This is a genomic window from Motilimonas eburnea, from assembly GCF_021295345.1.
Classification (GTDB): domain Bacteria; phylum Pseudomonadota; class Gammaproteobacteria; order Enterobacterales; family CBDFNC01; genus Motilimonas; species Motilimonas eburnea.
Window position 1 is genome coordinate 137137 of record NZ_JAIMJB010000001.1, and the last position, 14002, is coordinate 151138.

Genomic DNA, 14002 nt, shown 5'->3' on the forward strand with positions numbered 1-14002 from the left:
GGGGTGACGTTGTTTCAGGACCAAATCACTGAGCTGAGTTTGCTGGATATGGCCTTGCTGATTGAGCAAGAGCTTGATGAAGTAGAGATGGCGTCGGTCGAGGCTGAGCTAACTTTACTGGAGCAGCAGTTTGATGCGTTTATGGCCGGACATGACTGCAAGCAGCAACCGATCTGGCAAACTGTGGTTAACTGCTTTTTCAACCATTGGCAGTTTAGTGGTGATTGGCAGCACTTTTTTGAATACCCCAATACGCAATTAAGTCAGGTAATATTAACGCGCAAAGGGATCCCGCTGAGCTTAGGCATATTGCTACTGCACTTTCTTAAACGGGTGCAAGTTGATGCGCAAGGGATTTGCTTTCCTGGTCACTTTTTGGTGTCGATTACGCAACAGGGTGAGCGGATCATTCTCGACCCTTTTGATGGCAAGGTGCAAAATAGGCACCAGCTTGAGCTTAAATTAAGAGGAGCTAAAGGCGATCTCGCTCGGCTATCAGAGCAAGACCTACAAGCTGATACCTTAAAGGATATTATCCGACGCTTACTGCAAACCAAGAAAGGCGTATTGTTGCGCGAAAATAAGTTAGATCTCGCTTTATGTTGCTCTGACTTATTGCTGCGGTTAGCCCCTGGCGATCCGTTTGAAATCCGCGATCGCGGATTTATTTTTCACGAGCTAGACTGCTATAACGTAGCGGTTGATGACTTTAACTATTTTATTGATAAGTGCCCTGATGATCCTTCGATTAGTTTGCTGAAATTAAAAATAAAGCAAATGGATCCCAAGCAATTAGTGATGCACTAAGGACATATGATGAGCCAGAAAATTGTTTCTATCGGTGATGTACAAGTTGGCAATGACTTACCTTTTGTTTTATTTGGTGGCATGAACGTACTGGAGTCGCGTGATTTAGCGATGAAAATGGCCGAAACCTATGTCGAGGTTACACAAAAACTAAACATCCCTTATGTGTTTAAGGCCTCTTTTGATAAAGCGAATCGGTCATCGATTAATAGTTTTCGTGGGCCGGGCCTGGATGAAGGGTTGAAAATTTTTCAAGAAATTAAGCAAACCTTTAACATTCCGGTGATCACTGATGTCCATGAGCCCTATCAGGCTGCTCCTACGGCAGAAGTGGTTGATGTGATCCAACTGCCTGCCTTTTTAAGTCGTCAAACGGATCTTGTGGCGGCAATGGCAAAAACTAAGGCTGTCATTAACATCAAAAAAGCCCAGTTTTTGGCTCCCCATGAAATGGCGCATATATTGACCAAGTTTGAAGAGGCGGGCAACGATCGTTTGATCTTATGTGAGCGTGGTAGCTGCTTTGGTTACAACAACCTGGTGGTTGATATGTTAGGTTTTGGCATCATGAAAGAAACGCAATATCCGGTGATTTTTGATGTGACCCATGCGCTGCAAAAGCCAGGTGGTCGGGCGGATAGTGCCGATGGTCGTCGTGGGCAAACGGTTGATCTCGCCCTCGCGGGAATGTCACAAGGGTTAGCTGGCTTGTTCCTTGAGTCTCACCCCGATCCAGACCAAGCCAAATGTGATGGCCCATGTGCTCTGCCACTGGCGAAATTAGCACCATTTTTACAGCAAATTAAGCAGCTGGATGAATTAGTCAAAAGCTTTGAAAAGATCGAAACGGTTTAAGGACTGAATCAATCAACCCATAAGGTCGCATTCGCGGCCTTTATTTTTGGTTGGTGGAAGTGCAGGCAAAAAAAACGCTGCCAGAGGCAGCGCTTAACTGTAGCTAAACAGAAGAAGATTAAATTACCGGTTCCACCACGTCATAATTTAACCTTTCATAGAATAACCTATGAATGCAAACACAACATTGCAAACCATTAGCTATAGTAACGTATTTTGTAAAAAGTTTGTTACAAAATACTGGGTAAGAGCCTAGAGAAAAACACTACTTGCTACATATAGCCTTTGTTGCGTAAGGAAATATAGTCTTTCGCTGGTGATACAACAAACGACAATTTATAATATTTGTCATTAGTTTTTCTAATGGATATGCAATGTATAACAGGTTACCACCATTAAAGGCGCTGAAAACTTTTGAATCGGCTGCTCGCCACCTTAGTTTTACCCGGGCGGCACAAGAGCTGTTTGTTACCCAAGCTGCTGTAAGCCATCAGATAAAAGGGTTAGAGGAGTATCTTGGGCTAAGGCTATTTCAGCGGCGCAACCGAGCATTGTTGCTGACTGAAGAGGGCCAAAGCTACTTCCTCGATCTCAAGGAAATTTTTGCCAATTTAAATCATGCCACGGAGAAATTATTAGCCCGTACCGCAACCGGTGCCTTGACGGTGAGCTTACAGCCGAGTTTTGCCATTCAATGGCTGGTGCCCCGTTTGGTTAAGTTTAGTGAGCAATATCCCGAAATAGACGTGCGTATCAAAGCGGTGGATGCCGATGAAGGCTTACTGCGTGATGGGGTCGATTTGGCTATTTATTATGGCAAAGGCAATTGGCCAAATTTACGTTGCCATAAGTTACATACTGAATACCTGTTACCTATGTGTTCGCCTGAATTATTGAAAGGGCCAAAAAAGCTGGAATCACCAGCCGACCTTTGTCGCCATACTTTACTGCATGACACCGCGCGTAAAGATTGGAAAACCTGGATGAAGAAGGTTGGAGTCAATGCCGCTAATGTCAATCAAGGCCCTATCTTTAGCCATTCGTCCATGGTGCTTCAAGCCGCTATTCACGGCCAAGGCATTGCTTTAGGGCATAATGTGTTAGCTAAACCTGAGCTCGATGCCGGCCGCTTGGTTTGCCCTTTTAATGATGTGTTAGAAAGTAAAAAGTGCCATTACTTGGTGTGTGAAGAAAGCCAAGCCGAGTTAGGTAAAATTGCGGCTTTTCGTGATTGGATGATTAAGCTGGTTGAGCAAGAAGAGCAAGAACTGGTTGGGATTTTGGAGACGCAATAAGATGAGTGAGTTGAAGATGGAACAAACCTTATTAATTGATGGGGCATCAAGCCACAGTGGACACAGCTTCATTCTCGCCCATGGCGCTGGCGCGGGTATGGACCACCCATTCATGACACAAATGGCGCAAGGGATAGCCAGTCACGGCATTAAGGTTATTCGGTTTAATTTTCCTTATATGCAGCGCATGTTAGCAGAGCAGCGGCGTTTACCGCCCAATAAAGCGCCCATCTTGCTTGAGGCCTTTGAACAAGTCATTGCGCAAGTTGCCGATGGTTCGGTGATGATAGGCGGCAAGTCTATGGGCGGGCGCATGGCCAGTCATTTAATGCATTTACCCCAGGTTAAAGGAGGCGTTTTCTTGGGTTTTCCGTTTCATCCCCCAGGTAAACCAGAGCGACTAAAAGGGGAGCACTTGGCTGACATCAATAAGCCGTGTTTATTAATTCAAGGTGAGCGTGACACCATGGGCAGCAAAGAGGAAATTGCCCAGTATTCGTTATCCCCATTAATTGAAATGGCGTTTTTAACCGATGGCGATCATAGCTTTAAACCCCGTAAGGCCTCGGGCGTGAGCTATCAACAGAATATGGCGCAAGCCATCGAGTTGACAGCAAAATTTATCTTATCGCGTTAGGAAATAAGCATGGCAATAGAGAATCAAGGCTGGGGCGGACGCTGGCTATTTTTATTAGCTGGGTTATCAGGAGCCAGTGCGGTGGGACTGGGGGCTTATATCAGCCATGCTCTAACATTATCTGAGCCCCTGGCTGGCTATGTAGCGTTGGCGCTGCAATATCACTTTTATCACACCCTGGCGTTACTTGGGTGTGCTTTGTTGACACTTTTTATCCACCAAGAACGCGGTTATCGGTTATCATATTGCGCTGCCACTTGTTTCTTGGCAGGCATTTTTTTGTTTTGTGGCTCTTTTTATTATTGGGCCCTCACCGGACAAAAGCTGCTTGGCTGGCTAACGCCTGTCGGCGGCATGTGTTTTATTTTAGGTTGGCTGTGTTTAGCCATGATAGCGTTGAGAGGAAATAAACAATGAAGGGCATATTGTTGTATTGTCGCCCCGGTTTTGAAAGTGATTGTGCTGCTGAAATTCAAGAGCAAGCTGCCATCCATGACTGCTTCGGCTTTGTCAAAACTCAAAGCCAGTCTGGCTATGTTTATTTTGAATGCTACGATCCTAATCAGGTTGAGGGGCTGCTCAAAGCGTTAGACTTTTTCCGATTAGTGTTTGCCCGTCAGATGATTGCCGTGACAGCGTTATTAACGGATTTGGACATCAATGATCGCGTGACGCCGATTGTTGAAGCGGCTAAGCCGTTACCGTTAGGTGGTGATCTTTGGGTTGAAGCACCAGAGGGGGACGAAACTAAGCCACTGTTAACATTTTGTCGTAAATTCACCGTGCCCCTTAGAGGTGCATTGCGCAAGGCTAACAAATTAACGGCTAAGGAGCAGCCCAAAAAACCGCGTTATCATGTTTGTTTTCTTGATAATAAAACGGCTTATGTTGGTTATTCATTAACTTACAACAGCTCTCCCTTTTATATGGGGATTGCACGTTTGAAGTTTCCCAGTGCTGCGCCCAGTCGTTCAACCCTTAAATTAGATGAAGCCATTCAACTATTTATTCCTAAAGAAGAGCAAGAAACACGGCTTGCGCCAGGTATGAAAGCGGTGGATTTGGGGGCCTGCCCCGGTGGCTGGACCTATCAATTGGTTCGCCGTGGCTTGTTTGTTGCTGCCGTTGATAATGGCCAAATAGCTCAATCATTAATGGACACGGGCCAGGTCAAACACTATCCCGATGATGGTTTTAAATTTCAACCTTTTATTCGCAACCTGACTTGGTTGACGGGTAAAAATGAACATGGCCGTAAGGTGCAATATCCTGAGCATACTCATGTTAACTGGCTGGTGTGTGACATGATTGAAAAGCCCCATCGCGTGGCCAAATTAATGGCTGATTGGCTAGAACAAGCCTATTGTCGCGAGGCGATTTTCAACCTTAAGCTGCCCATGAAGCGTCGTTACTACGCGGTAAAAGAGTGTTTAGATATGATCATTGCTCGCCTTGGTGAAGATGCATTTGATTATCAAGTTAAGCACTTATATCACGATCGAGAAGAAGTGACCGTTCACATTCGTTGGAAAGCTTTTACGCGATAACTCGGTGGGGTGACTGATGTTCGGGGGAGTCCGTTCCCCTGAATAATTATAAGCGCTCTAGGATAGCTTGAGTAAAATCCGTTCCACTATGATGACCGCCGAAGGCGCAGGTAAGGCGATCGTCAAAGGCGATGGTTTGGGTCAAGGCATTGAACATGGCTTCTGCTTCATTTTCTTTACCAAGGTATTCAAGTAAGTTGACCGACGCTAACATCAACGCAGCCGGATCGTCTTCCAGCTGAAGCTGGTTGGTTAACTCAAGGGCGCAAAAAATGGCGCCTTGCTCACCGAAATACGATTTCGCACATAGGCGCTTAGCAATTTGCTTACCACAAACTTGGTTTTTGATGATTTTTCCAAACAACTTGTGGGTGATAATAAAGTTATAGCGCTCGGCATCGCTGGCTAGGTGTAAACTGACTTCATCGATACTGCTAAACTGCACTTGGAGCTCGGGAAAGTCTTGTTTGGCTGTGCGCGCGATGACATCAAGCAATACCGAATCATGTTCGTTTTCATCTACCACAGTGACGATACGCTTTTGCTTTGACTGGGCAGCCTCTAAAGCTTGCTGGGCAAACTGTTGATAATGCAACTCTAGGCTGAGTCCACTGGCTTTGGTTAGATCAAACACGAGGTTTATTTCCTGCACAGGCTGAAACGGGCTGCTGGGGAAATGAAGAATGTAATAGCATTGTGTCGTTAAGCCTAAAGGCAAATGTAATTGGCTTCGTAATTTTGCTTCTTCTAACGATTCTTCTTTTAAAGGTCCGATCAACGCAATTTGATTGTCTATTATTAGATCGCAGCTTTGCTCTAAATCCTCTGGCGTATGGGGATAGGGCGCCAGTTGCAATATGATACCTGCCCCCAGTTTATCTAAAGCTTGAACTATCCCTTGAGTCATGGATTCGTCTTGATGTCGGCTTGGCAAGAGGGCGATGCGTTCAAATGTCATAGTTAACCTTACTGTAATGTGAGAGCTAACAAGATAAAAAAAGTTAAAAAGTGTGCGCTATCGATATTGAGTGAGATAGCAAGCTTAGCAGTGGCTTATTGATTCTTATTATTATCGGTTCAGAGTAGCAGATAAAAATCAATTAATCTTTTACTAATTGATTTTTTTGTTATAACGAATATCTTTTAAATTGAAACCTAAAGGAATATCCCTTTTTAGCATGATGAGCGTTCGGCTCATGATTAAGTCTTGCTGATGTTGATGCACTTTTTGCGCTAACTTATCCCTAGGCGCATTGGCCTTTAATAACTGATTGAGATCGGCATGGTTGGCGAGTAATTTAGCGGCGGATTTCGGGCCAATACCTGGGACGCCTTTGATATTGCTGCTACTCACCCCGGTTAAACTCCAAAAATCAATCAACTGGGTTGCTAAGATGCCCACTTTAGCGCAATAGTCATCGGCTTGGAGCCAGTGCTGATTGAAATAATCAAATTGTTTAATCAAGTCATTATGTAACTGAAAGAAGCCTTTGTCGGTGGACACGATAATACTTTGCTTACCTTTACTGGCTAAGGTGTGACTTAAGGTTGCGATCAGATCATCGGCTTCATCGGATTCACTGACCAGAGATTCAACCCCTTGCTCCAGCAGGGCATCTTGGATCTTATCAAGATAGTCAAGCAAACTTGACGGGGCTGGCGTGCGTCCGGCTTTATATTCAGGCCATAGTTCGCTGCGCCAGCTTGGTGCTAGGCCATCAAACACCGCAATAACGTGGCTTGAGGGCAGTTGCTTGAGTAGTTTGTTCACGCTGTTGAGAGTACCGTGCAAGGTGGCAATGAGCTGCCCTTGCTCGGTGTGTTGTTGTGCTTGAGATACCGCATGAATGCGACGAATCAAGTTCATCGCATCGACGATAAGTAAGGTATTGCTCATTCTTTGTTGATGATTTGGTAGCAGGGAATGTAATTCGAGCCGGGCAGTTTCATGCGACCTTGCTTAACAAAGTTTTGCAATAGTTTGTCCATCATCTTCATCAGTTTTGGATCCCCATCTATCTGGAATGGGCCTTGTTGCTCAATGGCTTTGATGCCGTCTTCTTTGACGTTTCCGGCCACAATGCCAGAAAACGCGCGGCGTAGATGGGCTGCCAATACTTGCGGCTCTTGATCCAAGTTAAGGTTTAATTCGGCCATATTCTTATGGTTAGGCACGAAGGGCACTTGGAAGTCATGCTCAATCTTGAGCGACCAATTGTATGAGTAAGCGTCACCAATAGCGCGGCGGTAGTCTTTTACTTTAGGCATGGTTTGCTTAATCACTTGCGCCGCACTAGCCGCATCATCAATGATGATTTGATAGTGGCGCTGAGCTTCAAAGCCCAATGTTTCACCGATGAAATCATCTATGGTGCGAAAATATTCTTCACTCTCTTTGGGACCAGTCAGAATGATGGGCAAAGGTTGACGTTTGTTTTCTGGGTGCATCATGATGCCTAGAATGTAGAGCAGCTCTTCAGCTGTGCCGACTCCGCCTGGAAAAATAATAATACCGTGTGACATTCTGACGAAAGCTTCTAGCCGTTTTTCGATATCGGGTAGAATGACCAACTCGTTAACAATCGGGTTTGGCGGCTCTGCTGCGATAATACTGGGCTCGGTTAGACCTATGTAGCGGCCGCCTTTAACCCTTTGTTTCGCATGGCCGACGGTGGCCCCTTTCATTGGCCCTTCCATTGCACCAGGACCACATCCGGTACAAATATTTAAACCACGTAACCCTAACTGGCTACCCATCTCACGGGTATAAGCATATTCCACGTCACTGATGGAGTGACCGCCCCAACAAACCACGAGATTAGGATCCACTCCTGGGTGCAGTACCCGAGAATTTCGCAAAATAGAGAAAACTTGGTTGGTGGTAAAAGCGGTCAGCTCTTCTTCGTCTGTGGGAATTTTTTGCGGTAGTTGGCTGTTGACATACACTAAATCACGGAGCACCGAGAACAGGTGCTCTTGAATGCCATAAATGAGCTCGCCATCGACAAAAGCGTGCTCGGGCGCATTAAACAGCTCTAACTTAACACCGCGCTCACGGCGAATGACGCTGATTTCAAAATTGGCGTATTTTTCGAGGATCTCTTTACTGCTATCTGTCTTACTGCCTGAGTTCAATACAGCTAAAGAGCAATTGCGATACATTTGATAAAGCTCGCTGGAAGCGGTTTTCTTTAATCTGTCGACTTCAAGTTGTGACAGTAAGTCCATACTACCAACGGGGCTGATGTGTGTGATCATGTTGACCCCCTAATTAATAAAGAGGCATGATTGCCTCTTTAACTTTATGATTAGTATAGCTTTATAATGTTAAGAATGCTAAATACTTAGGATGACACGATCACGCCCTTGGTGTTTAGCATCATAAAGAGATTGGTCGGCTCGTTCGAACGCGTCTAAGGGTTGGTCGCCTTCGACAAAGGCTGTTGCGCCAATTGAGATGGTAATGGATACGCGGTTATCCTTGAATTTAAAAGGAATGCTCTTAATGCTCTCTCTTAGATTATCTAGCGGGGCTTGCAAGTCCTGGGCACTGATATTGGGTAGCAACAAGACAAACTCTTCACCGCCAAAACGTGCAATAAAATCCGTATCGCGTAGTGATTTTTGCAAGGCTCGGGCGATCACCTTAAGGGCTTTGTCACCCGCCATATGGCCATAGTTATCGTTAATCGATTTAAAATGATCGATATCGACAATGGCCAGACACAAGGGGTGGTCATAACGCTGCCAGCGCTTAAACTCTAACTCTAGTCGCTCATCTAGGGCTGCTCGGTTATATACCTGAGTTAAACTGTCTAAAAATAACTTGTGCTTTTGAGCGCTAAGGCGCTTTTTATATTCCGAGGTCTCATCCTTCATTAGGCTAAGCTTATTTTCCATTTCAGCTAAGCGCTTTTCGAGCTCTTTCTCTCGTTGTTCAAAGGCTTCTTTTTCTGATAATAAACGCCCTATCTCTTTTAATTGTGATTGGATAGACAATTTAAGCTGCAGTAAGTCGTTGGTATTATCAACCTGAAGGCCCATGGTACGCAGTCTTGCACGCAAATCTTCATTGAGTTCAAACTGCTCATTGCGAATACTGCGCGATTCACTGACGGAGGAGCAAAAGGTTTGATGAAAAGAATTTAAGCTTTCATTTAACGAGTATAAAAAAGCTTGTGAGGCTTTGCGCTCCTCGCGTGTGCCATCAATGATCAAGTTAATCATTTCCAAGCAAATACTGGCCAATTGCGATGGGGCTATTCCACTGAGAATACGGTTGCGTATCTTGGCCAGTTTTTCACCAAACTCACCGGCAAAGTCTAGCTCAGTGATCAACCTTTGCAGTTCATCACAGATACGTTTATGAGACGTAGCGTCGACGGTGGGAATATTGCTGGTACTCTCTTCTTGCACCGGATCCGCGCTGGATTGAACGCGTAAAAAGTTGGGTGCAGGGCGCTCGCTATGTGTCACTAATTGTTGATAAAACCCAACCAAAACGGCTAATTTATCTTGGTGTTCACGCAATACTTCAGAAGCGGGTCGATTCATATATTCACGAATATTTGCTCTGACATTATTGGGTAAGCTTTTGGCCTGTTGGAGATTTTCAGCCGCGGTGCGCGTTTGCTTGTCTAGCTCTGCTAGCGCAGGTTTGATTGTTGCCGGCTTATTTTGTAGATGCTGTTCAACGGCTTTAATTTCCTCAAGGACCTGATTGAGATCACCTGAGTGTTGCAGTTGAGTGACAAGCTGTTCAAGCTTTTCATCGAGTGACGGATCTAGGCTTTGTGCACATAAAGCGAGCTTTTCGATGAGTTGGCTGATTAGTTTGTTTTCCATGTCGGCCTTAGGTTGATTGACACTATTTTGCTTTACGCCGCCTCTGGCGAGAGGGGCGATGCCATCTTTGCTTATAATGACGCATTTTTCATTTGGTGATTTCAATGACATTCCCTGTCAATAACACAATCCTGTCGCAAGATTGCATTGTGCAATAGTTCGATAATGCAAACAAGATTTTGCCATGAAATCTGTTGCATGAAGCAACTAAATGCCCGGCTTTAGCTTCATGGTGTTACTGGCTTGAATGATTGGCCACAGGATCTGGTTTTTGTCCCCACTACAATTTATTTTGACTAACCCTTTGGCGATGGCTTGCTGCCCTAACTGCCAAATATCGCCATTAAAGAAGGCGGCTTGAGGGCAATCGATGGCGAATAACTCAAGCCATGCGGTTTGCTCTTGGGGTTGAAGCTGCTTCGCACCCAGTAATGCAAGGCAGGCTAAGTCACTGACCCGTTTGTGATCAATGGCGGCTTCCGCTTTTGGTAAAAAGGGGTGATTAACGATCCCGATGGCCATGCCAGGGTTCAGGTCGTATTTTACGGTAAACTGGCTTATGGTCTCGATTAAGATGCGAGATAAGGCCTCGGCATGAATGTTGCCATCACGCTGGCAAATGTAGAGCAGCTGGTTGTCGCGTACTTGATAGAAGGTGGCATGCTCACCTTGTTGGCTTTGCAGGTGAAGGCCAAATTCTTTTTCAATTCTCTGTGCTTTTAACGCGCCATACTTTTCGTAGAGGTCAGTTAAAAAGTCGATAGAGATCAAAGCATAATATTGCGCTTCATGTTGCTCTTTAGGTTGATATAGCCGCTGGGCTTTTAATTGGCTTGCCCACCATGGCAGCAAGGTATGGGGGTGATGGTTGAGTTGTTCAACCAATTGTTTGGTGGATGACTTTAATTGTTTGAGTTTTAGCCAATTACGGATGTAGCGATACAATAGCACCAATAAAATGGTGGCGATAACCACGCAGATGAGCAAAAAGCTTTCAAGCTTGCTGGTCAACTTTTGGTTGTCTTGTTCCAGCACGGTAATTTGTTGGGTGCGTTCGATGAGTTGGTATTGTTCATTAAATTTGTTTTGTTCTAAGGTGAATTCCAACTGCTTTATCTTGGTTTGCAATGCATGGAATTGCTTAAAGTTTTCGATGGCTTTTTTGTAATGCCCCGTTAATTCATAAGCCGCGGCCAGTAGTTCGTAAGCGCGCTCACGTTGCTCCAAAAATGATAAGGACTCACTTAAGGCGAGTACTTTCTCTAATTGGATACGTGCTATTCCCGCTTCTCCTTGTTCTATATTTAGACGCCCTAACAGTAATAGGGTGTCAGCCAGCATCTTGGTGTCATCCATTTTGCTGTATTGAAAGCGGGCCAAGTTGAGGTAATTTCGGGCTTCATCAACACTGTGCATTTTTAAGAAGGTTTTACCCATTTCAAAGTTGCACAAGGCACTGCCGGTGAGATCTTGTAAGCCTTTTAATAAGTCGCCCGCGTTCCAAAAATACACCATAGACAAAGAATACTCTTGATTTTGACGGTGCAAAATAGCCATGTAAATTTGGGCATAGGCGAGTTCACGCTCATCACCTAAATCTTGGTAAGCATTGGCGGAGAGGTTGGCATAATGCAAGGCTTTATCCAGTTTGTTGCCTTGCAAGCGATAGATGTCGGCAATTTCATAAGTGGCTTTGGCGATAAGTAAAAAGTTATCTTCGTTTTCAGCCATGCTTTTCGCATCGACAAAGTGGCTCAAAGCCAATTGAGGCTGAGAAATACGAATGTAATAGCGGCCCCAGTAATAATTAAGCCAAGCAATTAATTGAGGCTTGTCGAGCTTATTGGCGATGGTCTTGGCGCTTTCTAGCTCTTGGTTTGCTTGTTGGAATTTATCCTTCTGAGTATAAAAGTCGGCCAAGGCTAAATGGGTTGATAATTGCAATTCAGGTGTCTTGGGGTGGCTGGAGCTATCTGCTTGCAGTGAGGCTTGCTGCACTTCAAGTAACGCATCAACATGGCGTTGGGTATGGTTAAATAAAATATTACCATAGCTGAGTTTGGCCTGCGCCAATTCAAACGCCAGTGAGCTTGTTTGTGCCAGCTCGATGGCGATTTCGATATTAACCAGCGCCTGATCGATGTTGTTCAGCTTTTTGTAACAGCGAGACTTAATTTGAAAGGCATTAATGATACTGCTGCTGTTATTACTGGCTAAGGAGAAGGCATCGTTGAATTCGTAGCCTTGCTGGGTTTGTTGTAGCTGCGACTTATTGCGGCTTAGATAGCCATCCACTAATTCTATGCATTTTAAAGGCGCGGTGATGCGTAAATCATAGGCAGCCTGAAGTTCATCATTAAGCGATAAGCTCGTGATGTCGTCATAGCCGTAGGCTGGGAATACAGCACTCATTAATCCCGCAACTAACATCAGGGCTTGAGTGTTTAATGAACGTATCAATCGCAAGATTGGCAGAGCTCTCCAAAAAAACAGATATCGCAGCTGGCGTAATGATAACGCCAGCCCCAACGCAAAAAAACCTCTATTGGCGCAAAAGTCTCGGGGTTGTTATCCCGCTCTCAAAGTTACTACGAAACGGGTTAATATCTAGTCCACCTCTGCGGGTATATCGAGCAAAAACAGTCAGTTTTGTCGGTTTACAATAGTGGCTGATGTCTTGAAATATACGCTCAACACACTGTTCATGGAATTCATTGTGCTGTCGAAATGAAATGAGATAGCGCAATAAATGCTCGGGATTGATCTTTGGCCCTTGGTATTTTATTAACACGCTGCCCCAGTCGGGTTGGTTGGTCACTAGGCAATTAGATTTGAGTAAATGGCTGTATAAGGTTTCCTCAACAACTTCCGTCGTGGTGCTATTTTTCAGATAATCAGGGTTAAAGTCATAAGTGTTAATTTCTATGTCCAGATCATCAATCAAGTGGCCACTGAAACTGCCCAAGGTTTCATAATTTTGGTCTAAGTCAGTGTACAAGGTGACGTCGACTTGGCCATTTGCACAGGCAGATAAGTCTTTAACTAAGGTATCCAGCACGGCCTGCTCAGAACTAAATTTTTGCTGGTTTAAGCTATTAAGGTAGAGCTTAAACGATTTTGACTCGATTAAATTTTCACTGCCAGCATCAAGCTTACAATGGGCTGTCGCCACCACGGGTTTGCCTTTGGCATTAAGCCAAGACAATTCATAAAGGCCCCATAAGTCAAAACCATGAAACGGCAACGGGTCGCCCTTGAGCGCTAAATCATCGCGGTTGAGTGATCGCGGCACCGCCTGCAGTAAAGTTGGATCATAGGTGGCATCGTATTGGGTATCTTGGCCCAAGGATAAACTATTGAGGATGGGCGCGTTTTCGTATCGAGATGTTTTTTTCATTGGCAATCAAAAATAGTTACAATGGCCTTATTCTAACCGAAAATAGGCAAAAAGTAGTGTCACAATCTTCCCTTGAACAACTATCTGCATTTTTTCAACGCTGCGAAGCCCATTGGGCTGAGCGAAATCAATGGCCTGAGGTTGAGTATGATCAACAGTGGCCTTCGCCCTGCCAACGCGGTGCCCCCATCGATGGCATGATCACTTGGCAACCTGCCGTCAACTCAGATACGGTGAATTTTGATAACGTAGCAAAGGCCCTCGATTGCCAATTACACCCCAGCATCAATGACTTTTTTAGTAGTTGGTACAGTGATCCTCTAGCTTGTCGCTTTATTAACCAGCAAGGTGACGCCATGGCCCTGACTTTAGTGCAAGCGTGGAATTTAGAGGATTATCAAAGGTTACAAGAGAATGTGATTGCTCACGTTTTAATGCAGCGCCGCTTAAAGCTACCTGATACCGTGTTCATTGCCAGTTGTGAAGATGAAATGCAAATCGTGTCCGTGGTCAATGACAGCGGTGAAGTGATTCTAGAGCAGCTAGGTAAGGGCGCTGTGGCCACGTTAGCCCCCTCGTTAGCTGAGTTTCTCGATCAATTGCAACCCGTTTAACACTG

13 protein-coding genes are annotated in these 14002 nt (G+C 45.0%); 7 read left to right on the forward strand and 6 right to left on the reverse strand.

Annotated elements, in window-relative coordinates; genetic code table 11:
* Positions 1-3: 3 nt before the first annotated feature.
* The 6 genes from K6Y21_RS00640 to rlmM all read left to right on the forward strand — a co-directional run bounded on the left by K6Y21_RS00640 (position 4) and on the right by rlmM (position 5141).
* Entirely contained in the window at positions 4-807 is an 804-nt protein-coding gene (locus K6Y21_RS00640) for a SirB1 family protein (RefSeq protein WP_233069665.1), read from the forward strand.
* A 9-nt stretch (positions 808-816) separates the two neighbouring features.
* Complete coding sequence (gene kdsA / locus K6Y21_RS00645) at positions 817-1662, forward strand: 3-deoxy-8-phosphooctulonate synthase (protein ID WP_233069666.1); 846 nt, start codon at positions 817-819, stop codon at positions 1660-1662.
* A gap of 374 nt (positions 1663-2036) precedes the next feature.
* Positions 2037-2957: a transcriptional regulator GcvA gene (locus K6Y21_RS00650; RefSeq protein WP_233069667.1), complete on the forward strand. Its 921-nt coding sequence runs from the start codon at positions 2037-2039 to the stop codon at positions 2955-2957.
* A gap of 1 nt (position 2958) precedes the next feature.
* A complete protein-coding gene (locus tag K6Y21_RS00655) occupies positions 2959-3594 on the forward strand; it encodes an alpha/beta family hydrolase (RefSeq protein WP_233069668.1) in 636 nt (211 codons plus the stop codon).
* A 9-nt stretch (positions 3595-3603) separates the two neighbouring features.
* Positions 3604-4011, forward strand: coding sequence for a DUF423 domain-containing protein (locus tag K6Y21_RS00660; RefSeq protein WP_233069669.1), 408 nt, complete (start codon positions 3604-3606; stop codon positions 4009-4011).
* Positions 4008-5141, forward strand: a complete 1134-nt coding sequence (gene rlmM, locus K6Y21_RS00665) for a 23S rRNA (cytidine(2498)-2'-O)-methyltransferase RlmM (protein WP_233069670.1) — start codon at positions 4008-4010, stop codon at positions 5139-5141. Before K6Y21_RS00660 ends, rlmM begins: the two co-directional genes overlap by 4 nt.
* A gap of 46 nt (positions 5142-5187) precedes the next feature.
* On the opposite strand, the gene K6Y21_RS00670 is transcribed toward rlmM, so the two are convergent.
* From K6Y21_RS00670 to queF, 6 genes are all read right to left on the reverse strand, one after another.
* Positions 5188-6099, reverse strand: coding sequence for an isocitrate/isopropylmalate family dehydrogenase (locus K6Y21_RS00670; protein WP_233069671.1), 912 nt, complete (start codon positions 6097-6099; stop codon positions 5188-5190).
* A 153-nt stretch (positions 6100-6252) separates the two neighbouring features.
* The gene (xni, locus tag K6Y21_RS00675) at positions 6253-7038 is read right to left on the reverse strand and encodes a flap endonuclease Xni (RefSeq protein WP_233069672.1); all 786 of its coding nucleotides are present in this window, start codon (positions 7036-7038) and stop codon (positions 6253-6255) included.
* Positions 7035-8399: a nucleotide 5'-monophosphate nucleosidase PpnN gene (gene ppnN / locus K6Y21_RS00680; protein ID WP_233069673.1), complete on the reverse strand. Its 1365-nt coding sequence runs from the start codon at positions 8397-8399 to the stop codon at positions 7035-7037. The genes xni and ppnN overlap by 4 nt, the downstream gene beginning before the upstream one ends.
* A gap of 78 nt (positions 8400-8477) precedes the next feature.
* On the reverse strand, positions 8478-10091 hold the full coding sequence (locus K6Y21_RS00685) for a GGDEF domain-containing protein (RefSeq protein WP_233069674.1): 1614 nt from the start codon (positions 10089-10091) through the stop codon (positions 8478-8480).
* Between the two features lie 102 nt (positions 10092-10193).
* Complete coding sequence (locus K6Y21_RS00690; protein WP_233069675.1) at positions 10194-12398, reverse strand: tetratricopeptide repeat protein; 2205 nt, start codon at positions 12396-12398, stop codon at positions 10194-10196.
* A gap of 130 nt (positions 12399-12528) precedes the next feature.
* Positions 12529-13383: an NADPH-dependent 7-cyano-7-deazaguanine reductase QueF gene (gene queF, locus K6Y21_RS00695; protein ID WP_233069676.1), complete on the reverse strand. Its 855-nt coding sequence runs from the start codon at positions 13381-13383 to the stop codon at positions 12529-12531.
* Between the two features lie 56 nt (positions 13384-13439).
* Here queF and syd point away from each other — a divergent pair, with 56 nt between their 5' ends.
* Entirely contained in the window at positions 13440-13997 is a 558-nt protein-coding gene (syd, locus tag K6Y21_RS00700) for a SecY-interacting protein (RefSeq protein WP_233069677.1), read from the forward strand.
* Positions 13998-14002: the final 5 nt, after the last annotated feature.